We start from the raw sequence: 24,344 nt of genomic DNA, 5'->3' as shown, positions 1-24,344 counted from the left end.
CGGGCCCGCCGCTCTGATAGGCGAGGGACCGGAGGTCCTCCCATGCAAGCCATCTTCGTTCAGTTCAAATGCCGGCCGGGCAAGGCCTATGCCGTCGCCTCCGCTCTGGTGGAGACGGTGGAGGAGATCTCGGAGGTCTTCTCGACGTCCGGCCAGTACGACCTCATCGCCAAGTTCTATCTGGAGACGAACCGCGACATCGGTCATTTCGTCACCGAGCGCCTGCAGGTGCTGGACGGCGTCTCCGACACCTTCACCACGGTCGCCTTCAAGGCGTTCGGGCGCGGCTGAATGAGCTCTCGCGTGCCCTGCCGTCTCGCCGCTCTCGTGTCATCGCCGGACGAGGCGCGGCGCGCCCTGGAAGCCGGCGCGGACTACGTGCTCGCGCCGTCGCGGCGCGAGCGCTCGGGCGTCGGCGTGCCCGATCGGTTGCGCGAGGAGACCGAGCAGACGCTGTTCGCGATCGCCGCCGACGAAGCCCTGCCGGCCGAGCCGCGCCGCGTGCGCCGCGTCGAGGCGCCCGCGGACCCCGCATCGCTGGCCCAGGAGGGGGCTCCGATCCTGCTCCTCGATCCCGGCCGGCCGCTCTTGCGTGCCTTTTCCCTCGAGACCCTCGCGCGCCATGTCGCGGCCTGCCGTTCGGCGGGCGTCGAGTGCTGGTTCGCCGGAGCGCTGGAACTGCCGGACATCGCGCGGCTCATCGTGCTTCATCCCGATGCGCTCGTGGTGGAGGGCTTCGACGACACGGCGCTGGCCGATGCGCGCCGCATGCTCAACGTCGTCGAGGCACCGGCTCACGATGCGCCGACCGACCTGATCCGCATGACGAACTTCGTGCTGCCGGCGCGTGTCGGCGCCTACGGCTTCGAGCGCGAGCGGACGCAGCGCCTGCGGTTCAGCGTGGAAGCGGCGGTTCGCCGGTCCTCGACCGGTGTGCCACGCGCGATGGGCGATGTGTATTCCTATGATATCGTCATGGACGCCGCCCGGCGCCTTTGCGAGCGCGGCCATACCGATCTCGTGGAGACGCTGGCGGAGGAACTCGCCGGAGAACTCCTTATCGATCCGCGCGTCGCCGAAGTGAGGGTCTGCGTGGAGAAGCTGGATCTCGGGCCGGAAGCGGTCGGCATCGAGATCCGGCGGAAGCGGACGGCTCTGGCCTGAGGCTGGCCGGGATACGAGTAGCCGCCAAAAGGAACTTTTCACCGGCGGGAAACTTGGTCAAATTGCGGCGCGGCGGGCTTGGTTCGCAAAAGTGCCTCAGTTGAGTCGGGAGTGCGAAGAGATGAAGGACGTCCTGGTCGTCAAGTTCGGCGGCAGTTCGATCGCATCCACCGACCTGCGCAAGTGGGTCGAGGCGATCGAGAAGTCGAAGCGCCGGCTCGTCGTGGTGCCGGGCGGCGGTCCCTTCGCCAAGCTCGTGCGCCAGTACCAGACGCGGATCGGCTACGACGACGACGCCGCCCATCGCATGGCGATCCTGGCCATGGAGCAGTTCGGCCATGCCTTGGTGAGCCTTGGAACGCGCCTTCGCCCTGCCGCCACGATCGACGCGATCGCGAGCGCCCATGCGGACGGGATGATTCCGGTCTGGATGCCGGCCAAGCTGGTGATCCGTGCGGACGAGATCGAGCACACCTGGAGCACCACGTCCGACAGCCTCGCCGCCTGGCTCGCCGCGCGGATCGAAGGCGCTTCGCTTTGCCTCATCAAGCAGATCGATCTTCCGGTGGACTCGACGATCGAAGCCGTGTCGGCGGCCGGCGTCGTCGACCCGAGCTTTGCGGGCCTCCTCCACCCCGCGACGCGCGTCTTCATCGCCGGCCCGTCCGACCTTGCCGTCGCCGGACGTCGGTTGGCCGAGGGCACGGTGCCGGGGCGCGAGGTCGCGCACGAGAAACAGGGCGGGTTCGTCGAAGCCGCGCAGTGACGATCCCCGACGATCGGCCGGCAATCGGCCGTGCGGAAACCTTCGAGATCCGCGATCGACCCGCCAGCGAGGCGGCGGGTGCTGCGAGCCTTCAGCGCGCGCGCGGGCACGCCGAGGCCGTGGTCGGCGCGTCCTGGCGCGGAAGCCGTTCGCGTACCGGCATTCGACGCCTCCACCAGGCCGGCTGCCTGAAGCTGCGTTTTCCGCGACTACCCGAGGACGAATGCCAGGCCGTCGTCATCAACACGTCGGGTGGCCTCACGGGCGGCGATTGCCTGACGCTCGGCTTCGATCTCGAACCGCGCGCCGCCCTCACCGTGACGACCCAGGCCTGCGAGCGTGTCTATCGTTCGAGCGCCGGCGCGGCGACGGTCGATCTGTCCATGCGGGTGGGCGACGGCGCGGCGCTCGCCTACCTGCCGCAGGAGACGATCCTCTTCGAGGGTGGAAGACTGTCGCGGCGGCTCCATCTCGACGCCGCGGCCACGAGCCGCTTCCTTCTGGTCGAAAGCGTGCTTCTGGGGCGTGCCGCGATGGGCGAGGTGGTCGCGAGCGGCGAGATCGCCGACCGCTGGCGCCTGCGTCGCGACGGTCGCCTCGTCTTGGCGGACGATCTCCGGCTCGGCGGGGCGATCGATCTCCTGGGAGCCCGCGCCTGCGCACTCGGCGGTGCGCACGCCTTCTCCACCCTCGTCTGGCAGGGGCCGGACCCATGCGGCCTGCTGTCGCGCCTGCGCGGACATCTGACGGAGACGGAGGGCGCGAGCCTCGTCGACGGTCTGGTGGTGGCGCGTCTCGTGGCGCGCGACGGCTACGCCTTGAGAAAACGTCTCGGACCCTTCATCGCCCTTCTGGCGCATTCCGCGCTGCCGCTTGTATGGTCGCTCTGACCGCACTGCCACATCGGGACCGATCCTCATGAACCTGACCCCCCGCGAGAAGGACAAGCTCCTGGTGGCCATGGCCGCGACCGTGGCCCGGCGACGCCTGGAGCGCGGCGTCAAGTTGAACCATCCCGAGGCGATCGCCCTGATCACCGACTTCGTGGTGGAAGGCGCGCGGGACGGGCGCTCGGTGGCCGACCTGATGGAAGCCGGCGCTCATGTCGTCACCCGCGATCAGGTGATGGAGGGGATCGCCGAGATGATCCACGACATCCAGGTCGAGGCGACCTTTCCCGACGGCACCAAGCTCGTCACCGTGCACGAGCCGATTCGCTGACCGCATCGGTCGGCATCATCGCGACGACGTCATCGTTCTGCGCCGCCACCAGGAAACGGTAGCTGCGCGACATGTGCGAGTAGTAGGCCGGACCGCTGGTGCCGTTCATGGTCACGGTGCGCACCTCGAACGGTTCGGGGGCACCGGCCGGTATTGCCGTGCCGGCCGTTGCCAGGAGCGCGGCGGCCAGTGCGGCCGCTCCCGTCAGCTTGCGTTTCATCGTCTCGTCGTCCCTGTCCCGCCGGTTCTGTTGTCGGTCGGCGCTTGCCCGCCGCCGGTGACCGGTTTGTCTGGACTGGGAAACTAGCAGCGCCGGGTTTCGATCCGGTGTCGTTCGGTGGCGTCTTGCGTTTCCAGCGCATTGCACCCCGCCGCTTTTGACATGGCTTCGCGACCGCAGCATGATCCACGGTGAAGGCGATGCATCGGGGCAGGGGAAAGACGATGATTCCAGGCGAGATCCTGACGCGCGACGGCGAGATCGTCCTGAACGAGGGGCGCGACGCCCTGACCCTGCGGGTCGCCAACACCGGGGACCGACCGATCCAGGTCGGATCGCATTACCATTTCGCCGAAACCAATCCGGCGCTCGACTTCGAGCGCGCGGCCGCGCGCGGCATGCGCCTCGACATCGCGGCGGGGACGGCGGTGCGGTTCGAGCCGGGCCAATCCCGCGACGTCCGCCTGATCGCCCTTTCGGGCGATCGGCGTGTCTATGGCTTCAACGCTCGCATCTCGGGCGCGCTGGACGGCTGAACGCCGAAGCCGGCGCGAGGCCGGTCAGTACCCGCGCGAATCGGGCGTCGCGTTCGGGCCCATGCGCAGCGCGGCTCGAATGCCGCGGAGGTCGACGTTCACCCGCGCGCGGGGAATGTTGTAGAGCGCCGCGGATCCGGCGCCGGCCTGGCCGTATCCCGTTCCATTGCCCGTGCTGCCGAGCGTGCTGTCGCTGCCGATCGTCGACGCCGCGCCGACATTGCCGGTTCGGGCGGCCGCATCGGCATTGATCGGGTTGAGCGTCGTGGAGCCTGCCGTCGCGCGCTGCTGTGTCGAGGTCGCGCTGGAGCCGACGCCGCCCGACGAGCCGATCGAGTTGCTGGCGCCGCCAAGACCCGGCGTCAGGCCGCCGCCCGTGGTGCCCGATCCGCCGACGCTGGACCCGCCAGACCCGGACGTGCCGACCGAGTTGGACGCGCCACCGAGCGACTGCGCCGCGGCAGGCATGGCGAACGACGCCCCGAGAAGGGCCGCGAGGCAGAGGAGGGACTGCGAAGCTCGGCGCATGTTTCAAGCCTTTCGGTAGGGCGCTCGCGCCATGTCGCGCGTGTGCTGCCGTGAATCCGGGGCGGACATCCCATCCGCTATAGGCTCAAAAGTCTGATCGGATGCTTAAGTTGCATGGCGCCTCGATCAACGCACGATCCGGGCTCGGCGTGGGGGCGAGATCGGTCGCGTGACGCCGCTCTTGTTGATCACCGAGCCGTCCGAGCGCGCGAAGTCGCCCGCGGTGTCCGGTCCGATGCTCGAACGTCCCTCGGCGGCGCGCAGCCGTGTCGAAGTGCCGTCCACGTCGGGACGCACAACCTGCGGCTTGAGATAGGAATTGTCGTAGTCCCGCCCGTAGGCGCGCTCCTCCACCGTGTCGCCGAACACCGGCGCGTTGGGAATGGAAAGTGGGCGGCGCACGGGCCGATAGCCGCCGATCGGCGCTCCGGACATCGACTGGCCGACCGAAATCCCCGGCGGTCCGGGATCGAAGGGCTGGGCAACTGCTGGTGCGGCAGCGAGCACGAGAGCAGCAACGGCGGCGAACGCGGCATGGGAACGAATGGACATGCGTTTCTCCCGAATCCTCACAGCAACGCGCGAGGCGTGAAAAAGCTCGCCGGCTCCTGTTGAGAGGCAGACAAGCCGGCGCGGGCGGCCTAGTCTTGTGCGGCGCAAACGCCCGATGCAGGAGGAGCCGTGTCCACTTCGATCTCTCGCCCCGCCTATGCCGCCATGTATGGGCCGACGACCGGGGACCGGGTCAGGCTGGCCGATACCGATCTCCTGATCGAGGTGGAGCGTGATCTGACCACCTATGGCGAGGAGGTCAAGTTCGGCGGCGGCAAGGTGATCCGCGACGGTATGGGGCAGTCGCAGCGCTCCCGCGCGCAAGGGGCGGTGGACACCGTCATCACCAACGCGCTGATTCTCGACCATTCCGGCATCTACAAGGCCGATATCGGACTGCGCGGCGGGCGGATCGCGGCGATCGGCAAGGCCGGAAACCCGGACACGCAACCGAACGTCACCATCGTCGTCGGACCCGGCACCGAGGCCATCGCGGGCGAGGGCAAGATCGTCACCGCGGGCGGCATCGACAGCCACATTCACTTCATCTGTCCGCAGCAGATCGACGAGGCGCTCTATTCCGGCGTCACCACGATGATCGGCGGCGGCACGGGTCCCGCCCATGGCACGCTGGCGACGACCTGCACGCCGGGCCCCTGGCACCTCGCACGCATGATCCAGTCGCTCGACGCCTTTCCCATGAACTTCGCCCTGTCGGGCAAGGGCAATGCCTCGCAGCCGCAGGCGCTGGTCGAGATGGTGAAGGCGGGGGCCGCCGCGCTTAAGCTGCACGAGGACTGGGGCACGACGCCGGCCGCGATCGACTGCTGCCTCACGGTGGCGGACGAATACGACGTGCAGGTGATGATCCACACCGACACGTTGAACGAGTCGGGCTTCGTCGAGAACACGGTGGACGCCTTCCGGGGCCGCACCATCCATGCCTTCCACACGGAAGGGGCGGGCGGCGGCCACGCGCCCGACATCATCAAGGTCTGCGGTCTGCCCAACGTCCTGCCGGGCTCCACCAACCCGACCCGGCCCTACACGGTGAACACGCTGGAGGAGCATCTCGACATGCTCATGGTGTGCCACCACCTCGACGCCTCGATCCCCGAGGACATCGCCTTCGCCGAATCGCGCATTCGCCGCGAGACCATCGCCGCCGAGGACATCCTCCACGACATCGGCGCCTTCTCGATCGTCTCGTCCGACAGCCAGGCCATGGGCCGCGTCGGCGAGGTGGTGATCCGCACCTGGCAGACCGCCGACAAGATGAAGCGGCAGCGCGGGGCGCTGACCGGCGAGACGGGCGACAACGACAACCTGCGCGCCCGGCGCTACGTCGCCAAATACACGATCAACCCGGCCATCGCGCACGGGTTGTCGCGCGAGGTCGGCTCGGTGGAGGTCGGCAAGCGCGCCGATCTCGTGCTCTGGGATCCGGCCTTCTTCGGCGTCAAGCCGGCGATGGTGCTCCTCGGCGGAACGATCGTGGCGGCCCCCATGGGCGACCCCAACGCCTCCATCCCGACGCCCCAGCCCATGCACTACCGCCCGATGTTCGGCGCCTTCGGCAAGGCGGTGGGCGCAAGCGGCGTGACCTTCGTGTCGGGCGCGGCGATGGCCGAGAACTTGCGCGAGAAACTCGGCTGCGAGAAGACGTTCCTGGCGGTGGAGAACACGCGCTCTGGCATCTCCAAGGCGTCGATGATCCTCAACGACCTGACGCCCCATGTCGAGGTGAACCCCGAGACCTACGAGGTGCGTGCCGACGGCGAGCTTCTCACCTGCGAGCCCGCTACGGTGCTGCCGATGGCGCAGCGCTACTTCCTGTTCTAGACTCCCCGCATGGCCAAGCCGCAACCCGCCGACGCTCCGCTTTACGAGCGCGACTTCTACGCCTGGACGCAGGACCAGGCGACGAAGCTGCGGGCGCGGGCGCGGGCGCACAACTCGATCGACTGGGACAACGCCGCGGAGGAACTGGAGAGCTTGGGTGACTCGCAACGCAGCGAGATCGAAAGCCGGATGAACGTTCTGCTGCTCCATCTGCTGGAATGGACATACGAGCCCGAGCGCCGCTCCGGCAGTTGGAAGGGGGCGATCGTCGAGCAGCGAAGCCGGCTGCATCGACGCATTGCCAGAAGTTTGAGCCTAAGGACCTATCCCGCTAAGGTGCTTGCCGAGGAATACGCCTTGGCCCGCACGATCGTGGCGGCGGAAACCGATCTTCCCGAAGACGCCTCCCCGCAATCCTGCCCCTTTCGGCTGGAAGACGTCCTCGACCCCGACTTCTACCCGGACGGCGCATGAAGACTGCTCTGACCCTCTCGGCCCTCATGCTGGCGAGCGCGACCGTCGCGCAGGCCGATCCGTTGACGCTCGACCTGCCGGGAACGCCGGAGCGCATGCGCTTCACCTACGAATGCTCCGACGGCGTCAGCCGTGTCGTGGACTACGTGAACCTTCCGGACAACGATCTCGCGATCGTGGAAGCTGGTTCGAGCCGGCGCCTCTTCGTCGGCGTGATCGCGGCCTCCGGGGCGAAATATGCGGCAGGTGCCCAGGTCTGGTGGTCCAAGGGGACGGACGCCAGCCTTCTCGACGTGACCAAGGGCGACGCACCGGTCGCCGAATGCCAACAGATCAAGAGAGGGTCGCGCGGTTGATCGAGGCGGGACGGATTCATGCACGGGGCCAATGGGCAGGCCCGGCCGACGACACGATCACGCTGGACGAGGCGCAGCGGCATCGCCGGCGCATGGCCATGGTGTCGGACGGGGGTATCGCCTTTCTCCTCGACCTCGCCGAGGCACGCCTGCTTCTTGCGGGCGACGCGATCGTCCTGTCGGACGGACGCCTCGTCGAAGTGAAGGCGAAGCCGGAACAGTTGCTGAGCGTCGACGGACGCGACGCCGACCATCTCCTGCAGATCGCCTGGCAGATCGGCAACCGGCATCTGCCCTGCCAGATCCGAGACGGGCGTATCCTCCTGCGCCGCGACCATGTGATCGCGGACATGCTGCGCGGGCTCGGGGCTGATGTCCACGAGGTCGAGGCGGCCTTCGATCCGGTGGGCGGCGCCTATGCCGGCGGGCACCATCACGGTCATGATTGACGGCACGCCGCCGGACACGATCGGGCCGGCGGCGCTTCTGAAGCTCCAGACCTGGCTCTCGCCGGCTTTTCCCGTCGGCGCCTTCGGCTATTCCCACGGGCTCGAAGCCGCGATTGCGGCGGGCCTCCTCCGGCGGGCGGACGACTGCGCGGACTGGATCGAGACGCTTCTCGTCCACGGCAGCGGTTGGAACGATCTCGTTCTTCTGGCCGCGGCCCACCGCGCGGCCATGGCTGGCGATGCCGGCGCATTGACCGAGGTCGCGGAACTCGCCGGCGCGCTCTCCGGCTCTGCCGAACGGCGACGCGAGACGGCCGAACTCGGAAGCGCCTTCGCGGCCGCCGCTGCCCCCTGGGGTTCGGGCACCGTCGAGGCGATGGCCTATCCCGTCGCGGTGGGGGCACTGGCTGCGCGCGAGAGCGTGCCGCTCGGTGCCGCGGCGACCGCCTTCGCACATGCCTTCGCGGCCAATCTCCTCAGCGTCTGCGTGCGCCTCGTGCCGCTCGGCCAGCGCGAGGCGGTGGCGATCTTGCATCAGCTGGAACCGGTGCTCGTCGAGACCGCGCGCCGTGCCGCCACTTCGACGCTGGACGATCTCGGCTCGGCGACGATCCTGTCGGACATTCAGGCGATGCGGCACGAAACCCTGGAAACGAGGCTGTTCAGAACATGATGACGATCGAGCCTGCCCTGACATCCCTTCGTCGCAACGGGCCCCTGCGGGTCGGCATCGGCGGTCCCGTCGGTTCGGGCAAGACGACCCTGTGCGAGAAGATCTGCCTTGCGGCGCGCGACCGTTGGTCGATCGGCGTCGTCACCAACGACATCTATACCGTCGAGGATGCCGAGGCGCTGGTGCGCCGGCAGGCCTTGCCGGCCGATCGCATCATCGGCGTCGAGACCGGCGGCTGTCCGCACACGGCGATCCGCGAGGATGCCTCGCTCAACCTTCGCGCGATCGCCGACCTGCGTGCGCGCCATCCCGATCTCGACCTTGTCCTGGTGGAATCGGGCGGCGACAACCTCGCCGCGACCTTCTCGCCCGACCTCGTGGACCTGTCGATCTACGTCATCTCCGTCTGCCAGGGCGACGACATCCCGCGGAAAGGGGGGCCCGCGATCACGCGGTCCGACCTTCTGGTCGTCAACAAGACGGATCTCGCGCCCTATGTCGGCGCCGATCTCGCGCGGATGGAAGCCGATGCTGGGCGGGGCCGCAAGGGTCTGCCGACCGTCTTCGCGGACCTGTCGCGGCGCGTCGGCCTCGACGACATCCTCGACTTCCTCGCCGCCACGGGTGGACTGCCGGCCGTGGCGAAAGCGGCCTGACCGGCCATGGCGCGCCTGTTCCTGAAAGCACCGCTCGCCATTCTGGCCGAAGGGGCCGAAGGCGGGCTCGTGGTGGAGAACGGTCGCATCGCCGAACTCGTCCGCAGCGGTGGCGAACCCTCCGCGCCTGTGGACGAGACCGTCGACGCTTCCGCTCACGTCGTCCTGCCCGGCCTCGTCAACGCGCATCACCATTTCTACCAGACGCTGACGCGCGCCCATCCCGCAGCCGTCGACAAGGAGCTCTTTCCCTGGCTGCAGGCGCTCTATCCGATCTGGGCGCGGCTCGATCCGGAGAGTTTTCGCCTGTCGGTGCGCCTCGCGCTGACCGAACTGCTTCTTTCCGGCTGCACCACGGCAGCGGACCACCACTACCTCTTTCCGCCGGGGCTCGATCGCGCGATCGACATCGAGGCGGAAGAGGCGCGGGGCCTGGGGATCCGCGTGACGCTGACGCGCGGCTCGATGAACCTATCGGCCAAGGACGGTGGCCTGCCGCCCGATAGCGTGGTGCAGGACGAGGACGAGATCCTCGTCGATTCCGAACGCCTGCTGTCGACGCTCCACGAGCCCGGCGAGGGGGCTATGGTGCAGGTGGCGCTCGCGCCCTGCTCGCCCTTTTCTGTCACGAAGAGCCTGATGGAGAAGAGCGCCTCGCTCGCCGCGCGCTTCGACGCCCGACTTCATACGCATCTCGGCGAAACCGAGGACGAGAACCGCTTCTGCCTCGAGCGCTTCCAGTGCCGCCCGGTCGACTATCTGGAGGAGGTCGGTTGGCTGGGGCCTCGGACCTGGCTAGCGCACGGCATTCACTTCACCAGCGAGGAGTGCCGGCGTCTCGGCGCGCACCGGGTCGGCGTTTGCCACTGTCCGACCTCGAACGCCGTCCTCGCGTCCGGCTTCTGCCCGACGGCCGAACTGGAAGCCGCCGGCAGTCCGATCGGCCTCGGCGTCGACGGCTCGGCCTCGAACGACAGCGCGAACATGATGGAGGCGGTGCGCCACGCGCTGATGATCAACCGCCTGTCGCGTCGGTCCGCGTCGGCGATGACGGCGCGCGACGCGATCCGCTGGGCGACGGAGGGCTCGGCCGCCTGTCTCGGGCGCGCCGACATCGGCCGCATCGCCGTCGGCGCCCAGGCCGATCTCGCCCTCTTCACGTTGGATGAGCTGCGCTTTTCCGGCGCGCACGACCCGATCGCCGCGCTTGTCCTTTGCGGCGCGACGCGAGCGGACCGCGTTATGGTGGCGGGCCTCTGGCGCGTCCTGGACGGCCGACCGGTCGGCGTCGATCTGGCGAAGCTCCGCCGCGAGCACGGCGAAGCGGCACGCCGCTTCGCCTGAGGGCCGTCAGTTGCCCTGCGGGAGGGCGTAGGCGATCACCGAGTCGCCGCGCTTGGTGCCGAGCGAGCCGTGGCCGCCGGCGACGACGAGCAGGTACTGCCGCCCATCCGCGCCGCGATAGGTCATCGGGGTCGCCTGGCCGCCGGCCGGCAGGCGCGACTTCCAGAGTTCCTCGCCCGTCGTCACGTCGTAGCCGCGCACGTAGTAGTCGATCGTGCCGGACAGGAAGGCGACACCGCCCGCCGTCATCATCGGCCCGCCGAGATTGGGCACGCCCATGCGGAAGGGCAGGGGCACGGGCGAGGCGTCGCGCGTAGTGCCGTTCTTGTGCATCCAGGCGGTCTCGCCCGTGGTGAGGTCGACGCCCGCGACATAGCCCCAGGGCGGCTGCTGGCAGGGCAGGCCGAGCGCCGAGGTGAAGGGGCCGAGCTTGATGGCGTAGGGCGCGCCGAAGTTCTCGTTGAGCGCCGGCAACGCGCCTTTCGGCTGGTTCGGATTGACCACGAGCGACTTGTCGTCCGGACGCGGCACGAGACGCGAGGTGAAGGCGAGGTAGGTGGGCGTCGCGAACATCACGCCACGAGCTGGATCCACGGCCACCGAGCCCCAGTTGAAGACGCCGAAATTGCCGGGATAGATCAGCGATCCGTCCAGCGAGGGCGGCGTGAAGCGCCCGCCGTAGTTCAGCCCGTGGAAGGCGATGCGGCAGGCGAGCTGGTCGAACATCGTCGCGCCCCACATGTCGCGTTCGCGAAGCGACGGCGGGTCGAAGGAGATGGCGGATTTCGGCTGGGTCGGCGACGTGCGGTCGGGTGCGACGGCGCCGCCGGGCGCGGGCTTCTCGACCACGGGCATCACCGGCTCGCCGGTGCGCCGGTCGAGCACGAAGATTTCGCCCTGCTTGGTTGGCTGCACGAGCGCCGGCACGATCTCGCCTCCGATCGGCAGGTCGATGAGGCTCGCCTGCGCGGGCACGTCGTAGTCCCAGAGGTCGTGATGCACGGTCTGGAAGTGCCAGCGCGGCTGGCCGGTGCGCACATCCAGCGCGACGATGGAGGAGGAGTACTCCTCGACCTGCGGAGAGCGGTTGGCGCCCCACTGATCCGGCGGCTGGTTGCCAAGCGGCACGTAGACGAGGCCGAGCGCCTCGTCCGCGCTCATGATCGACCACGAGTTCGGGCTGTTCGGCGTATAGGTCTGGCCTTCGCCGATGGGTTGCGTGTCGTTCGGCTTGCCGGAATCCCAGTTCCAGAGAAGGTTGCCGGTGGTGATGTCGAAGGCCCGGATGACGCCCGACGCCTCGGCGGTGGACACGTTGTCGAGCACCGTGCCGCCTACGATCACGCTGTTGCCGGCGACGATCACCGGCGAGGTCGAGTAGTAGGAGCCGGGATTGACGTTGGGCATCCGGTCCCAGAGGTCGATCTGCCCGTCGCCGCCGCCCGCGTTGGAACAGACCGCCCCGGTTTCCGGGTCGAGGATCACGATGCGTCCGTCGGCGGTCGGCATGAAGAGCTTGTCGTCGCAGGTCGCGGTGCGCGCGTTGGCGACGGCGACCGGCAGGCCGGGGTCCGTGTTGCCGCCGGACTGGTCGACCGGTGCACCGTTGGAACCGTTCGGCGTCGAGCCGCTGTCCTGCGGGGCGGTCAGGCCGCCCTCGGCGGACAGCTCGGTCGCCGTGCCCTGTGGTGCGGGCGCGGCGGCTTGGCTGGCGGCCGCTTGCGGCGCACCCGTGGGCTGGCCGGCAGCGTTCGCCGCCTCCGCGCGCTGGTAGGACAGGCCGCGGCAAGTGAGATGCTGAAGCGCGAGCTCGCCCTGGATCACCGGATCGTAGCGCCAGACCTCGGCGCCGGTCGTCGCGTCGAGCGCGATGACGTTCTGATGCGGCGTGCAGAGATACAGCCGCTCGCCGATCTTCAGGGGCGTGACCTGGAAGGTCGTCTCCTCCGGATCGCCCGGCTGCGGTTCGTCGCCGGTCTCGAAGGACCAGGCGACCGCCAGCGACGACACGTTGGCCGGCGTGATGTCGGCGAGCGGCGAATAGCGCTGTCCCATCTGGCTGCGGCCATAGGCGAGCCATTCGCCTTCGGGAATGCCGCCGTCGCCGGCACCGACGCGCGTGCCGGGAAGCTCGCCCTCCTTGGCGTGAAGATCGGTGAACCACGAGCTTGCCGCGACGCCGACGGCCACGAGCAACGAGGCGGTCAGGACCGCGCCGTGGCCCTTCAGCGGCGAAAGTTTGCGCTCGCGTCCGTCCAACGCGTCGGCGACGGTGCGGGGGCTCAGCGGGCGCGTGACCCAGGGCAGAAGCAGGAGGGCGCCGATGACGAACACCACGTCGCCGCGCGCCGCGAGCGGCCACCAGTCGAAGCCGACCTCGTAGAGCGCCCAGATCAGCGTGCCGATCACCAGCACCGCGAAGACGCTGAGCGCCTCGGGCCGAGCGCGGTGGAGGAGAAAGGCCGTCGCGAGAAAGAACACGGCGGCGACGACGTAATAGGCGGAGCCGCCGATCGCGGCGAGCCAGCCGCCGCCGAGAAGCAGCGCGATGCCGCACAGCCCGACCAGCCAGGTCATGACGCGCAGAAACGTTCGGGAGGTTCGGGTCGGCATCGGATGTCCCTCTGGGTCCCGTGCGGACCCATGCCCGGATGGCCTGCGACCTCCTCGCGAAGCCGTGAACCAGAGCCGGTCTGCGCGGACATGTCGCGATGATGCGGCGCGTCAAGCGCTCCGACGACTCAACCGTCCACGAGAACCGGGGCTTCGAGGAAGAACTCCGCCAGATTGCCGCCCGATCCGCCTCGATCGACCACCAGGAAGTCGGACCGTTCGCCCAGCGCGATCAACGGGTGGTGCCAGGTGCCGCGCGCATAGGAGACCCCTTGCGACCCGTCGGCCAGGAAGGCCACCGGCTCGCCCGGCCGCCCGTCGCGATCGGGCGCCACGACGACCAGGTAGCGACGCCCCTCGAGCGGCATGAAGGCCTGGCTGCCGAGCGGATGGCGTTCCAGCATCTCGACCCGGAAGGGCAAGTCGAAGGGCTTGCCGCGGAAGATCGAGATCAGCGCATGGCCGCCGCCCGAGGCGACGTCCACCGGCGCGATGTCGTGGAATCGCGTCGTGGTGCCGTTGTTGATGAGGCGGATCTCGGTGCAGTTGTCGGGCTCGATCACCTCGCCGAAGGGGCGGAAGGCCTCTGCCGTCAGCGGCTGGGCGGGTATCGTCCTGAGAGTCATGCGGCAGGCGCTCCGAGAATGGCGTCGAGGCGCAGCCGCGCGATGCGCTCCACCTCAGTGCAGGCCGTGCGGAACTCGGTCTCCTCGTCGTTCCCGACCCGCGTCTCGAAGCTGGCGAGGATGTCGTGCTTCGAGAGGCCTCGCACGGCGATGATGAAGGGAAAGCCGAAGCGCGTCTGGTAGCGCGTGTTCAGCTCGGTGAAGCGGGCGAGTTCGTCGGGCGTCAGCCGATCGAGCCCGGCGGAGACCTGTTCGGCCGAGGACTCGGCCGTCAGTTCCCCCGCGAGCGCCAGCCGGCCCGCAAGGTCGGGATGGGCGCGCAGGACGCCGAGCCGCTCCTCGCGGCTGGCGCGGCGGAATTGGACGCGGAGCGCCGAGGCCAGCCCTTCCGCCGTGTCGTTGGCGGCCCCGAGGCCACGCTCGAAGGCGCGCTCGGCGATAAAGGGCGAGTGCTCGTAGACCCCGCCGAACAGGTCGAGGAACACGGCGCGCTCCATGCGGTGCGGGCTGATCGTCTCGCGGTAGGGGAAGCGGGCGCGCCAATGGCGGGCGATGTCGGCCCGCGTGGCGACCCAGACGTCGGGCTTGGCCCGGACGTAGTCGAGGAAGCGTGCGAGCGCCGCCGAGCGGCCCGGCCGGCCGACGAGGCGGCAATGAAGGCCGATGTTCAGCATCTTGGCCGCGCCGGCCTCGCCTTCGGCATAGAGCGCGTCGAAGGCGTCGGTGAGATAGGTGTAGAACTGCTCGCCCGTGTTGAAGCCCTGCGGCGTCGCGAAGCGCATGTCGTTCGAGTCGAGCGTGTAGGGCAGGACGAGGATGGGCTTCGATCGGGTCTCCTGCCAGTAGGGCAGGTCGTCGGCATAGGCGTCGGAGACGTAGAGGAAGTCGCGCTCGGCGGCGAGTTCCAGCGTGTGTTCCGACGAGCGGCCGGTGTACCAGCCGACCGGCGCCTCGCCGGTCACGGCCTCGTGGAGGGCCAGCGCCTCGTCCATGTCGGCGCGCTCGGCCTCGATCGCGTGGTCGCGGTAGTCGATCCACTTCAGCCCGTGCGAGGCGATCTCCCAGCCGGCTTCCCGCATGGCCGCTACCTGTTCGGGGCTGCGCTCCAGGGCGGTGGCCACGCCGTAGACCGTGACCGGCATCTGCCTCTCGGTGAACAGGCGCCAGAGCCGCCAGAAGCCGGCGCGCGCGCCGTATTCGTAGATGGATTCCATGTTCATGTGGCGCTGGCCGGGCCAGGCCGCGGCGCCGACGATCTCCGACAGGAAGGCTTCCGACGCCTTGTCTCCGTGCAGGATCGCGTTCTCGCCGCCTTCCTCGTAGTTCACCACGAACTGGACGCAGATCCTGGCAGGGCCCGAGCCTTGCGGATTGGGCCATTGCGGGTCCGGCGCGTTGCGGCCGTAGCCGCGGAGATCGCGAGGATAGGACGTGGTCATCAAGGTGGCCTCGGATGTGTCGCGTCGATCCCCTTTCGATATGCGCTTATCGCCCTCGTTGCCAAGCGCGCGACCATGCGAAGCCTTCCAACCTTTCCGCTGGACGAGGCCGCGAAAACGGGTGCAAACTGGCCAGTCGAATGCCTGAATACGGAACGGACCCTCTCGCCATGGCTGACACGCAACCCGGTTCCGGCCGGCTGACGACGCATGTTCTGGACACCGCGCAAGGGTTGCCGGCGCGCGGGCTGGAACTCGTCCTCCACCGGCTGGAGGGCGAGCGGCGGGATCTCGTGGGCGAAGGGCGCACCAATGCGGACGGGCGCTGCGAGGCGCCGCTGATGCAGGGCGATGGTTTTCGCCACGGCACCTACGAGATCACCTTCTTCTGCGGCCCCTATTTCGACGCGCAAGGCGTCGCGCTCGCCGAGCCGAAATTTCTCGACGACGTGGTGATCCGCTTCGGCATCTCGGAGGACCGGCACTACCACGTGCCGTTGCTCCTCTCGCCCTTCGGCTACTCCACCTACCGGGGCAGCTGATGGCGCCGATCCGCTTCATCCTGAACGGCCGGGAGCGCGTGGTGGAGGGTCTGCCCCCGACCACCACGGTCCTGCAGTACCTGCGCGGCCCTGCCGAGCGCCTCACCGGCACCAAGGAGGGCTGCGCCGAGGGCGACTGCGGCGCCTGCACCGTGATGGTCGAGGAGCCGGACGGGAGGGGCGGCCTGAAGCGCCGTGCGATGAACGCCTGCATCCTCTTCCTGCCGGCCCTGCACGGGCGCGCGGTCGAGACGGTGGAGCACCTGGCATCCGGTGATGGGCTTCACCCGATCCAGGAGGCGATGGTGGAGCGGCATGCGAGCCAGTGCGGCTTCTGCACGCCCGGCTTCGTGATGCAGCTCTATGCCGGCTGGCGCACGGGCGCCCTCACCGACCGCCAGTCGGTCAAGGACGTCGTCTCCGGCAACCTGTGCCGCTGCACCGGATACGGGCCGATCGTGGAGGCGGGGCTCGATCTCGCCAAGGTGCCCGTGCCCGACACCCGGCCCGAGGACGCGCTGCGCTCCGAGGCGCTGGAGTCGCTGCGCGGCCCCGATCTCTTCCACTACGAGGCCGGCGGCGCGACCTGGCTGTCGCCTACCCAAGTGGACGACCTCGCCGACACCTATGCCGCCCATCCGACGGCGACGCTGGTGGCAGGCGCGACCGATGTCGGGCTTTGGGTGACGAAGCAGCACCGCACCTTCGACACCCTGATCGACGTGTCCCGCGTCCAGGACCTGCGCCATGTCGAGGAGGGGCCGGAAAGCCTGTTCTTCGGCGCCGCCGTCACCCATGCCGACGCGCGCGAGCGGCTGGCGGAGCTGCATCCCGATCTCGGCGAGGTGATGCGCCGCTTCGCCGGCTATCAGGTGCGCAATGCCGGGACGGTCGGCGGCAACATCGCCAACGGCTCGCCGATCGGTGACCTGCCCCCCGTTCTGATCGCGCTCGGCGCGACGCTGTATCTGCGCCAGGGCGACGCGGTGCGCCGTCTGCCGCTGGAGGACTATTTCCTCGAATACGGCAAACAGGACCGGCGCGAGGGCGAGTTCGTGGTCGCCGTCGAGGTGCCGCTCCTGAAGGAGGGCGAGCGCTTCTCGGCCTCCAAGATTTCCAAGCGCATGGATTCAGACATCTCGGCGGTGCTGGCCGCCTTCCGGCTCGGCTTCGACGGCGAGCGTGTGGTGAGCGCGCGGCTCGCCTTCGGTGGCATGGCCGGGACGCCGAAGCGCGCGCTGGGCGCGGAAGCCGCGCTGGTTGGTCGGCTCTTCGACGAAGCGGCGGTGCGGGACGCGGCGCAGGCGCTGGCACAGGATTTTCAGCCGCTGAGCGACATGCGCGCGACGGCGGACTATCGCCTCAAGGCGGCAGCCAGCTGCCTCGAACGCTTCCGGCTTCAGCTGTCCGGGGTGCCGACCCGCATCGGGGAGGTCGCGTGATGGACGAGACCCGCATCCAGGACCGAGGCGAAGCCGGCACGATCGATCCGGTGTCGCTCGACGAGGCACCCCCCGCACACCGCGCGCGCCTGAACGGCGGCGTCGGCCAGCCGATTCCCCACGACAGCGGCGCCAAGCACGTCACCGGAGCTGCCCGCTACACGGACGACGAGCCCGAGCTGCCCGGCACGCTCCAGGTCTTCATCGCCATGAGCCCGCGCGCCAACGCCAAGGTTCTCTCGATCGACCTCGCGCCCGTGCGCGCGGCCGCTGGTGTCGTCTGCGCGCTGGGCGCGGGCGACATTCCCGGCACCAACGATTATTCGCCCGTCTTCGGCGACGACCCGATCTTTGCCGAGACCCACGTGCACTATGTCGGCCAGCCGCTCTTCGCCGTGGCCGCGAGCGACCTGCGCACTGCGCGCATGGCCGCCAAGCTCGCCAAGGTCGAGTACGAGGACGCAGCGCCCGCTGTTACAATCGACGAGGCGCTCGGCGCCGCGGATGCCGCGGGCGAGGATCTGCTGCCCGCCCACGAGATGCGGCTCGGCGACGCGGGAGCCGCGATCGCGGCCGCCCCGCATGTCGTGGTGGGCCGGGTGGAGACCGGCGGGCAGGATCATTTCTATCTCGAAGGCCACATCGCCTACGCCGTTCCGCTCGAGGATGGCGACGTTCTCGTGCGTTCCTCGACGCAGCACCCGTCCGAGGTGCAGCACAACGTGGCCAAGGCCCTCGGGCGTCCGGACAACGCGGTCACCATCGAGGTGCGCCGCATGGGCGGCGGCTTCGGCGGCAAGGAATCGCAGCCCGCTCTCTTCGCCGCCGTCTGCGCGTTGGTCGCGTTGAAGACGGGACGGCCGGCGAAGTGCCGTCTCGATCGCGACGACGACATGGAGATGACCGGCAAGCGCCACGAGATGCGCACCGACTACCGCGTCGGCCACGACGGCGAGGGGCGCATCCTCGGCGCCGAGTTCCGGCACGCGGTGCGCTGCGGCTATTCCAAGGATCTGTCCGGTGCGATCGCCGACCGCGCGATGTTCCACGCCGACAACGCCTACGACCTCAAGGTCGCACTGATCCATTCGCGCCGCCTGAAGACCAACACGGTCTCCAACACCGCCTTTCGCGGCTTCGGCGGGCCGCAAGGGATGGTGGCGATCGAGCGGACGATGGACCGCATCGCCTTCGACCTCCAACTCGATCCGCTGGATGTGCGCAAGCGCAACTTCTACGCCGCGATGGGGGAGGGGGCGCCGGGGCGCACTCCCTATCACATGGCGGTCGAGGATTGCGTGATCGCAGAGATCGTGGCCGAGCTCGAAGCCTCCAGCGACTACCGCACGCGGCGCGAGGCGGTGCGCGCGTTCAACGCGTCGAGCCCGGTGCTCAAGAAGGGCCTGGCGCTGACGCCGGTGAAGTTCGGCATCTCCTTCACCACCTCGCACCTCAACCAGGCCGGCGCGCTGGTCCACGTCTACAAGGACGGCTCGGTCCACCTCAACCACGGCGGCACGGAGATGGGGCAGGGCCTCTTCACCAAGGTGGCGCAGGTCGTGGCCGAGGAATTCCAGATCGACGTCTCGGACGTGAAGATCACCGCCACCACCACGGCCAAGGTCCCCAACACCTCGGCGACGGCCGCATCGTCCGGTTCCGACCTCAACGGCATGGCGGCTCAGGCCGCCGCCCGCACCATCAAGGAGCGCCTGATCGACTATGCCGTGTCGCGCTACGGCGTGGCGCGCGACGCGGTTGAGTTCGCGCCGGGCCGGGTGCGGATCGGCGCGAAGGAGCTGCGCTTCCGCGACCTCGTGGGCGAGGCCTATCTCGCGCGGGTCTCGCTCTCCTCGACCGGTTTCTATGCGACGCCCGGCATCGCTTACGACCGCGAAACGGCGAGCGGCAAGCCGTTCTACTACTTCGCCTACGGCGCCGCCTGCTCGGAGGTGGTGATCGACACGCTGACCGGCGAGAACCGGCTCACGCGCGCCGACATCCTGCACGACGTCGGGCGCTCGCTGAACCCGGCGCTGGACCTCGGCCAGATCGAGGGCGGCTTCATCCAGGGGATGGGCTGGCTCACGATGGAGGAGCTATGGTGGGATAAGGCGGGGCGCCTGCGCACCCATGCGCCCTCCACCTACAAGATCCCCACCGCCAACGACCGGCCGGACGACCTGCGGGTGAAGCTCTGGGACAAGGGCCGCAATCCCGCCGACACGATCTTCCGCTCCAAGGCCGTCGGCGAACCGCCCTTCATGCTGGCGCTCTCGGTCTTCTCGGCGCTCGCCGACGCGGTTTGCGCCGCCGGCGACTATAGGCGTTTCCCCGATCTCGACGCACCGGCGACGCCCGAGCGTATCCTGGCCGCCGTCGAGACGGTGCGGAGGGCGTGAGCTTGCTCGCCGACCTGAAGGCTGCGCTCGCGGCGCGCGATCCCGCCATCGTGGTGCGGGTCGAGAAGGCGGACGGCTCGACCCCGCGCGAGGCGGGGGCCACGATGCTGGTCACCGCGACCGGCCATTTCGGCACGGTCGGCGGCGGCGCGCTGGAGATGGAGGGGATCGCCGAGGCGCGGCGCATGCTGGCGGCGGGCGAGCGCGACAGCACGCTCGACATCCCGCTTGGTCCTGCCATCGGCCAGTGCTGCGGCGGCCGCGTCGTGCTGGGCCTTCAACGCGGCACCGCGGCCATGCTGGAACGGCTGGAGCAGGCCGACGAGACGGCGCGCCTCGCCTGGCCGCATGTCTATCTCTTCGGTGCCGGCCACACGGGCCAGGCGACCGCGCGCGCGCTGGCGCCGCTCCCCTTGCGCACCCTCGTGATCGACACGCGCGCCGATCGGCTGGCCGAGCTGCCGCCCGGCATCGAGCGGCGCCGGTCGGCATTGCCGGAAGCCGAAATCGCGGATGCTCCGAAGGGGTCGGCCTTCGTCGTGATGACCCACGACCACGGCCTCGACTTCCTGATCGCGGCGGCGGCGCTCGCGAGGGACGACGCGGCCTATGTCGGCATGATCGGCTCCGCCACGAAGCGCGAGAAGTTCCGCCGCTTCCTCATGGATCGCGGAGAGGGGGCACGATTCGGCCGCCTGACGCTGCCGATCGGCGGCACGGCGGTGCGCGACAAGCGACCGGCGGTGATCGCGGCCATGGTCGCGGCCGAACTCGTCGTTCAACTTCTTGGGCAAAACATGGATCAGGATTGCGCAGGCTTTGCGCCTGCGTAAAGTCAATGCAATAACGAAGGCGGGTGTCCCGCCGGTCGGAGTTCCATGGCGCATCGTCTTGAATTGAAGGGCATTTCGAAGCGCTTCCCCGGCGTCGTCGCCAACGACGACATCTCGTTTTCCGTCGAGCCCGGTCGCATCCATGCGCTGCTCGGAGAGAACGGCGCGGGCAAGTCCACCCTCGTAAAGATCATCTACGGCGTGCAGCAGGCCGACGAGGGCGTGATGCTGTTCGACGGGCGCGCCGTTCGGGTGGGCTCGCCGCGCGAAGCACGGGGTCTGGGCATCGGCATGGTGTTCCAGCACTTCTGCCTGTTCGAGGCGATGACGGTGCTGGAGAACATCGCCCTCGGCATGGACGATCCGCCGCCGCGCCGCGAACTCGAGGCGCGGGTCCGCGACGTCATGGCCGCCTACGGCCTCGGGCTCGACCCGCATCGCGAGGTGCACACGCTCTCCGTCGGCGAACGCCAGCGCATCGAGATCGTGCGCGCGCTGCTCGGGCGTCCGAAGATCCTGATCATGGACGAGCCCACCTCGGTCCTGACCCCGCAGGAGGTCGAGGCGCTGTTCGGCGTGCTGCGCCAGCTTGCGAGCGAAGGCTGCTCGATCCTCTACATCTCGCACAAGCTCGGCGAGATCAAAGCCCTGTGCTCGTCCGCCACGATCCTGCGCGGCGGGCGCGTCGTCGCCTCCTGCGACCCGCGCGAGGAAACAGCCCGGTCCATGGCCGAGCTGATGATCGGCGGCTCGCTGAAGACTCTGAACCCGAAGGCATCCGGCTACATCGGTGCCGTACGGCTCGGCGTCGAGGAACTCAGCGTGCCCGGCGACCCGCCCTTCGGCACGAGCCTGAAGGAGGTCTCGTTTTCGGTCCGCTCCTACGAGATCTTCGGCATCGCCGGTGTCGCGGGCAACGGGCAGAACGAACTTCTGGAAGTACTGTCGGGTGAGAAGCTGGCCGGCGTCACCGGATCGATCGAGCTTCAGAAGACGCGCGTGGAGCGCGAGGGCGTCTCCGCCCGCCGGCGCCTTGGCCTTGCCACCGTGCCGGAGGAGCGCAACGGCCATGCCGCCGTGCCGGCCCTGTCGCTGACCGAGAACGCCATCCTGTCCGCGCGCGCGCGCAAGGGGCTCAGCCGTCGCGGGATGCTGCGCCTCAAGGCTGCGCGAGACTATGCGACGAGCGTCATCTCGGCCTTCTCCGTCAAGGCGACGGGCGAGGCGGCGTCGGCCGGCAGCCTGTCGGGCGGCAACCTGCAGAAGTTCATCATGGGCCGCGAGATCGGGCAGGAGCCGGAGGTTCTCGTCGTATCCCAGCCCACCTGGGGCGTCGACGCGGGAGCGGCGTCCTTCATCCGGCAGGCGATGATCGATCTGGCCGGACGCGGCACCGCCATCGTCGTCGTCAGCCAGGACCTCGACGAGCTCCTGGAGCTCTGCGACCGCATCGCCGTTCTCAACGAAGGCCGCTTGTCGGAGGCCATGGACGTGAAGGGCATCTCGATCGAGCGCGTCGGCCTGCTGATGGGCGGGCTCCACGGCGAGACGCAGCCCGACGCCGAGGCCGCCTGATGGCTCTGCGCTTCGTACCCCGCCGCGAGCCGAGCCGCGCGATGCTGTTCGCGACGCCGGTGCTGGCCGTCGCGCTGACGCTTCTCGTCGGCACGGTGGTGTTCGGCCTCCTCGGCTACGACGGGCTGGGCGCTGCGCGCGAGATCTTCGTGACGCCGCTCTTCAACCCCTACCGCTGGCAGGACCTCCTGGTGAAGGCGGCGCCGCTCGCCACCATCGCCATCGGCCTGTCCGTCGGGTTCCGCGCCAATGTCTGGAACATCGGGGCGGAAGGCCAGTACGTCATCGGTGGGCTCGCCGGCACCGGCATCGCGCTTCTCACCATGGACATGGATGGGATCTGGATCCTGCCCGCCATGATCGCCATGGGCGTGGTCGGCGGCGTGGCCTGGGCCGCCATCCCGGCCTTCCTGCGCAACCGGCTCGGCGTCTCGGAAATCCTGTCGTCGCTGATGCTGAACTATGTCGCGATCCAGATCCTCTACTACCTGATGCGCGGGCCCTGGAAGGACCCGATGGGTTTTAACTTCCCGCAGACGGCGATGTTCTCGTCCGCGCAGACGCTGCCCATCGTGGTGCCGGGGACGCTGATCCACATCGGCATCCCCGTGGCGCTGGCGCTGGCGCTGGCGGTCTGGTTCCTGATCGCGCGGACGATCGCGGGTTTCCAGGTGCGCGTCGTCGGCCTCAGCCCGCAGGCCGCGCGCTATGGGGGCTTTCGCGAGTCGCGCGTCGTCTGGCTGTGCATGGCGCTCGGCGGCGGCATGGCGGGGCTCGCCGGCATCTTCGAGGCGGCCGGGCCCTTCGGCCAGATGGTGCCGAGCTTTCCCGTCGGCTACGGCTTCACCGCGATCATCGTCGCCTTTCTTGGCCGTCTCCATCCGATCGGCATCGTGCTGGCCGCCCTCGTTCTGGCGCTGACCTATGTCGGGGGCGAGAGCGCGCAGACGACGATCGGCCTGCCGGCCGCCGCCATCGGCGTCTTCCAGGCTATGATGCTGTTCTTCCTGCTGGCGGTCGACATCCTGGTCCGCTACCGGCTGACCGCCGGGACGGGTGCCCCCGCGCCCGCGCCGGTCGCGCCTGCGCCGGCGCCTAACCTTGCCCCCGGGACCAACTCCGGACGGGGAGCCGCCGCATGAGCCCCGAACTCTTCGTCGCCATTCTGGTCGCCGTGGTGGCGTCGGCGACGCCGATCCTCATCGCCGCGCTCGGCGAACTCGTGGTCGAGAAGTCGGGCGTCCTCAACCTCGGCGTCGAGGGCATGATGCTCATCGGCGCGGTGACGGGCTTCGCGGTCTCGGTCACCGTCGGCTCGCCCTATGCCGGCGCGTTGGCCGCAATCGTGGCGGGCGCCGCGTCCTCGCTGATCTTCGCCTGGCTGACCCTGACGCTGACCGCCAACCAGGTCGCGACGGGCCTTGCCCTCACCATCTTCGGCACCGGTGTTTCGGCACTGGCGGGCGCCGGGTTCGTCGGAATCACAACGCCGGTGCTGGGCTCCTTCTTTCCCGCCGCGCTTGCCGCCGACCCGATCTGGCGCGTCCTCTTCGGCTATTCGCCGATCGTCTACCTCTCGCTTCTCCTGACGCTCGGCGTCTGGTGGTTCCTGAGGCATTCCCGCGCCGGCCTGATCTTGCGGGCGGTGGGCGAAAGCGACAGCTCCGCCCATTCGATCGGCTACCCCGTCCTCCGGGTGCGCTATCTCGCGGTGCTGTTCGGCGGTGCGATGGCGGGGCTCGCCGGCGCCTATTATTCGCTGGTGCTCACCCCGATGTGGGCCGAGCGGCTGACGGCGGGACGCGGCTGGATCGCGATCGCGCTCGTGGTCTTCGCCTCCTGGCGTCCGGGCCGCCTTCTTCTGGGGGCCTACCTTTTCGGCGCCGTCATCACGCTCGAACTCCAGGCCAAGGCTGCCGGCTGGTCGCTGCTCGCGCCGGAGTTCCTGACAAGTCTTCCCTATCTCGCGACCGTGCTCGTGCTCGCCCTCATCTCGGGCAGCGCGCGGACGCGAAACGCCGCGCCGGCCTGCCTCGGCAAGCCGTTCCGGGCGACCGCCTGACCGACAACTTGCCCTCCCAAGGAGCCCTC

Annotated in this window: 26 protein-coding genes; 20 read left to right on the top strand and 6 right to left on the bottom strand. The window is 69.2% G+C overall.

The genetic code is table 11. The features are described 5' to 3' along the window. The first annotated feature begins 42 nt into the window (after positions 1 to 42). The 5 genes from AUL34_RS02400 (at position 43) to AUL34_RS02380 (ending at position 3,151) form a co-directional block, all read left to right on the top strand. On the top strand, positions 43 to 291 hold the full coding sequence (locus AUL34_RS02400; RefSeq protein WP_061930526.1) for an Lrp/AsnC family transcriptional regulator: 249 nt from the start codon (positions 43 to 45) through the stop codon (positions 289 to 291). Further along, positions 292 to 1,164: a dihydroneopterin aldolase gene (locus AUL34_RS02395; RefSeq protein ID WP_061930523.1), complete on the top strand. Its 873-nt coding sequence runs from the start codon at positions 292 to 294 to the stop codon at positions 1,162 to 1,164. Positions 1,165 to 1,285: 121 nt separating this feature from the next. After that, the gene (locus tag AUL34_RS02390) at positions 1,286 to 1,930 is read left to right on the top strand and encodes an amino acid kinase (RefSeq protein ID WP_061930521.1); all 645 of its coding nucleotides are present in this window, start codon (positions 1,286 to 1,288) and stop codon (positions 1,928 to 1,930) included. Continuing rightward, positions 1,927 to 2,820 (top strand): urease accessory protein UreD, encoded by an 894-nt coding sequence (locus tag AUL34_RS02385; protein WP_244492413.1) that lies wholly within the window; start codon positions 1,927 to 1,929, stop codon positions 2,818 to 2,820. Before AUL34_RS02390 ends, AUL34_RS02385 begins: the two co-directional genes overlap by 4 nt. 28 nt (positions 2,821 to 2,848) lie before the next feature. Beyond that, the gene (locus AUL34_RS02380) at positions 2,849 to 3,151 is read left to right on the top strand and encodes an urease subunit gamma (protein ID WP_061930518.1); all 303 of its coding nucleotides are present in this window, start codon (positions 2,849 to 2,851) and stop codon (positions 3,149 to 3,151) included. Here AUL34_RS02380 and AUL34_RS02375 read toward each other — a convergent pair. Next, on the bottom strand, positions 3,126 to 3,371 hold the full coding sequence (locus AUL34_RS02375) for a hypothetical protein (protein WP_061930515.1): 246 nt from the start codon (positions 3,369 to 3,371) through the stop codon (positions 3,126 to 3,128). The two genes, AUL34_RS02380 and AUL34_RS02375, sit on opposite strands and share 26 nt — an antisense overlap. Before the next feature lie 224 nt (positions 3,372 to 3,595). On the opposite strand from AUL34_RS02375, the gene AUL34_RS02370 reads away from it, so the two are divergent. Beyond that, the gene (locus tag AUL34_RS02370) at positions 3,596 to 3,907 is read left to right on the top strand and encodes an urease subunit beta (protein WP_061930511.1); all 312 of its coding nucleotides are present in this window, start codon (positions 3,596 to 3,598) and stop codon (positions 3,905 to 3,907) included. A gap of 24 nt (positions 3,908 to 3,931) precedes the next feature. Here AUL34_RS02370 and AUL34_RS02365 read toward each other — a convergent pair whose 3' ends face one another. After that, positions 3,932 to 4,435 (bottom strand): hypothetical protein, encoded by a 504-nt coding sequence (locus tag AUL34_RS02365; protein ID WP_061930509.1) that lies wholly within the window; start codon positions 4,433 to 4,435, stop codon positions 3,932 to 3,934. Positions 4,436 to 4,561: 126 nt separating this feature from the next. Beyond that, positions 4,562 to 4,987 (bottom strand): hypothetical protein, encoded by a 426-nt coding sequence (locus AUL34_RS02360; RefSeq protein WP_061930505.1) that lies wholly within the window; start codon positions 4,985 to 4,987, stop codon positions 4,562 to 4,564. Positions 4,988 to 5,116: 129 nt separating this feature from the next. On the opposite strand from AUL34_RS02360, the gene ureC reads away from it, so the two are divergent. The 7 genes from ureC to AUL34_RS02325 are packed head-to-tail and all read left to right on the top strand — an operon-like array spanning position 5,117 to position 10,781. After that, positions 5,117 to 6,829 carry an urease subunit alpha gene (gene ureC, locus AUL34_RS02355; RefSeq protein WP_082653091.1) on the top strand — a complete coding sequence of 571 codons (1,713 nt, stop codon included), beginning with the start codon at positions 5,117 to 5,119 and terminating at the stop codon, positions 6,827 to 6,829. Positions 6,830 to 6,838: 9 nt separating this feature from the next. Continuing rightward, positions 6,839 to 7,303: a DUF29 domain-containing protein gene (locus AUL34_RS02350; protein ID WP_061930499.1), complete on the top strand. Its 465-nt coding sequence runs from the start codon at positions 6,839 to 6,841 to the stop codon at positions 7,301 to 7,303. After that, positions 7,300 to 7,659, top strand: coding sequence for an MliC family protein (locus tag AUL34_RS02345; RefSeq protein ID WP_061930495.1), 360 nt, complete (start codon positions 7,300 to 7,302; stop codon positions 7,657 to 7,659). The genes AUL34_RS02350 and AUL34_RS02345 overlap by 4 nt, the downstream gene beginning before the upstream one ends. After that, positions 7,626 to 8,108: an urease accessory protein UreE gene (locus tag AUL34_RS02340; protein WP_192845674.1), complete on the top strand. Its 483-nt coding sequence runs from the start codon at positions 7,626 to 7,628 to the stop codon at positions 8,106 to 8,108. Before AUL34_RS02345 ends, AUL34_RS02340 begins: the two co-directional genes overlap by 34 nt. Then, entirely contained in the window at positions 8,077 to 8,781 is a 705-nt protein-coding gene (locus tag AUL34_RS02335) for an urease accessory UreF family protein (RefSeq protein WP_061930489.1), read from the top strand. The genes AUL34_RS02340 and AUL34_RS02335 overlap by 32 nt, the downstream gene beginning before the upstream one ends. Further along, positions 8,781 to 9,437, top strand: a complete 657-nt coding sequence (gene ureG, locus AUL34_RS02330; protein ID WP_061930663.1) for an urease accessory protein UreG — start codon at positions 8,781 to 8,783, stop codon at positions 9,435 to 9,437. The genes AUL34_RS02335 and ureG overlap by 1 nt, the downstream gene beginning before the upstream one ends. A gap of 6 nt (positions 9,438 to 9,443) precedes the next feature. Beyond that, complete coding sequence (locus AUL34_RS02325) at positions 9,444 to 10,781, top strand: 8-oxoguanine deaminase (protein WP_061930487.1); 1,338 nt, start codon at positions 9,444 to 9,446, stop codon at positions 10,779 to 10,781. A 6-nt stretch (positions 10,782 to 10,787) separates the two neighbouring features. Here the strand turns inward: AUL34_RS02325 and AUL34_RS02320 are convergent, their stop codons facing one another. The 3 genes from AUL34_RS02320 to puuE form a co-directional block, all read right to left on the bottom strand. Continuing rightward, entirely contained in the window at positions 10,788 to 13,394 is a 2,607-nt protein-coding gene (locus AUL34_RS02320; RefSeq protein WP_061930485.1) for a PQQ-binding-like beta-propeller repeat protein, read from the bottom strand. A gap of 128 nt (positions 13,395 to 13,522) precedes the next feature. Further along, the gene (locus tag AUL34_RS02315) at positions 13,523 to 14,020 is read right to left on the bottom strand and encodes an ureidoglycolate lyase (RefSeq protein WP_061930481.1); all 498 of its coding nucleotides are present in this window, start codon (positions 14,018 to 14,020) and stop codon (positions 13,523 to 13,525) included. Then, the gene (gene puuE / locus AUL34_RS02310) at positions 14,017 to 15,459 is read right to left on the bottom strand and encodes an allantoinase PuuE (RefSeq protein ID WP_061930478.1); all 1,443 of its coding nucleotides are present in this window, start codon (positions 15,457 to 15,459) and stop codon (positions 14,017 to 14,019) included. The genes AUL34_RS02315 and puuE overlap by 4 nt, the downstream gene beginning before the upstream one ends. Before the next feature lie 170 nt (positions 15,460 to 15,629). Here puuE and uraH point away from each other — a divergent pair, with 170 nt between their 5' ends. The 7 genes from uraH to AUL34_RS02275 are packed head-to-tail and all read left to right on the top strand — an operon-like array spanning position 15,630 to position 24,315. Continuing rightward, positions 15,630 to 16,001 carry a hydroxyisourate hydrolase gene (uraH, locus tag AUL34_RS02305; protein ID WP_061930475.1) on the top strand — a complete coding sequence of 124 codons (372 nt, stop codon included), beginning with the start codon at positions 15,630 to 15,632 and terminating at the stop codon, positions 15,999 to 16,001. Next, positions 16,001 to 17,443, top strand: coding sequence for a xanthine dehydrogenase small subunit (xdhA, locus tag AUL34_RS02300; protein ID WP_061930473.1), 1,443 nt, complete (start codon positions 16,001 to 16,003; stop codon positions 17,441 to 17,443). The genes uraH and xdhA overlap by 1 nt, the downstream gene beginning before the upstream one ends. Continuing rightward, complete coding sequence (gene xdhB, locus AUL34_RS02295) at positions 17,443 to 19,845, top strand: xanthine dehydrogenase molybdopterin binding subunit (RefSeq protein WP_082653090.1); 2,403 nt, start codon at positions 17,443 to 17,445, stop codon at positions 19,843 to 19,845. The genes xdhA and xdhB overlap by 1 nt, the downstream gene beginning before the upstream one ends. 2 nt (positions 19,846 to 19,847) lie before the next feature. Then, positions 19,848 to 20,678: a xanthine dehydrogenase accessory protein XdhC gene (gene xdhC, locus AUL34_RS02290; protein WP_061930470.1), complete on the top strand. Its 831-nt coding sequence runs from the start codon at positions 19,848 to 19,850 to the stop codon at positions 20,676 to 20,678. 45 nt (positions 20,679 to 20,723) lie between these two features. Beyond that, the gene (locus tag AUL34_RS02285) at positions 20,724 to 22,253 is read left to right on the top strand and encodes an ABC transporter ATP-binding protein (RefSeq protein ID WP_061930467.1); all 1,530 of its coding nucleotides are present in this window, start codon (positions 20,724 to 20,726) and stop codon (positions 22,251 to 22,253) included. Then, entirely contained in the window at positions 22,253 to 23,395 is a 1,143-nt protein-coding gene (locus AUL34_RS02280; protein WP_061930464.1) for an ABC transporter permease, read from the top strand. Before AUL34_RS02285 ends, AUL34_RS02280 begins: the two co-directional genes overlap by 1 nt. Further along, a complete protein-coding gene (locus AUL34_RS02275; protein WP_061930461.1) occupies positions 23,392 to 24,315 on the top strand; it encodes an ABC transporter permease in 924 nt (307 codons plus the stop codon). The genes AUL34_RS02280 and AUL34_RS02275 overlap by 4 nt, the downstream gene beginning before the upstream one ends. Positions 24,316 to 24,344: the final 29 nt, after the last annotated feature.

The sequence above is a fragment of the Aureimonas sp. AU22 genome, assembly GCF_001463745.1.
Taxonomy (GTDB): domain Bacteria; phylum Pseudomonadota; class Alphaproteobacteria; order Rhizobiales; family Rhizobiaceae; genus Aureimonas.
The sequence above is the reverse complement of the archived record's forward strand: the minus strand, read 5'-3'. Positions and strand labels throughout refer to the sequence as shown.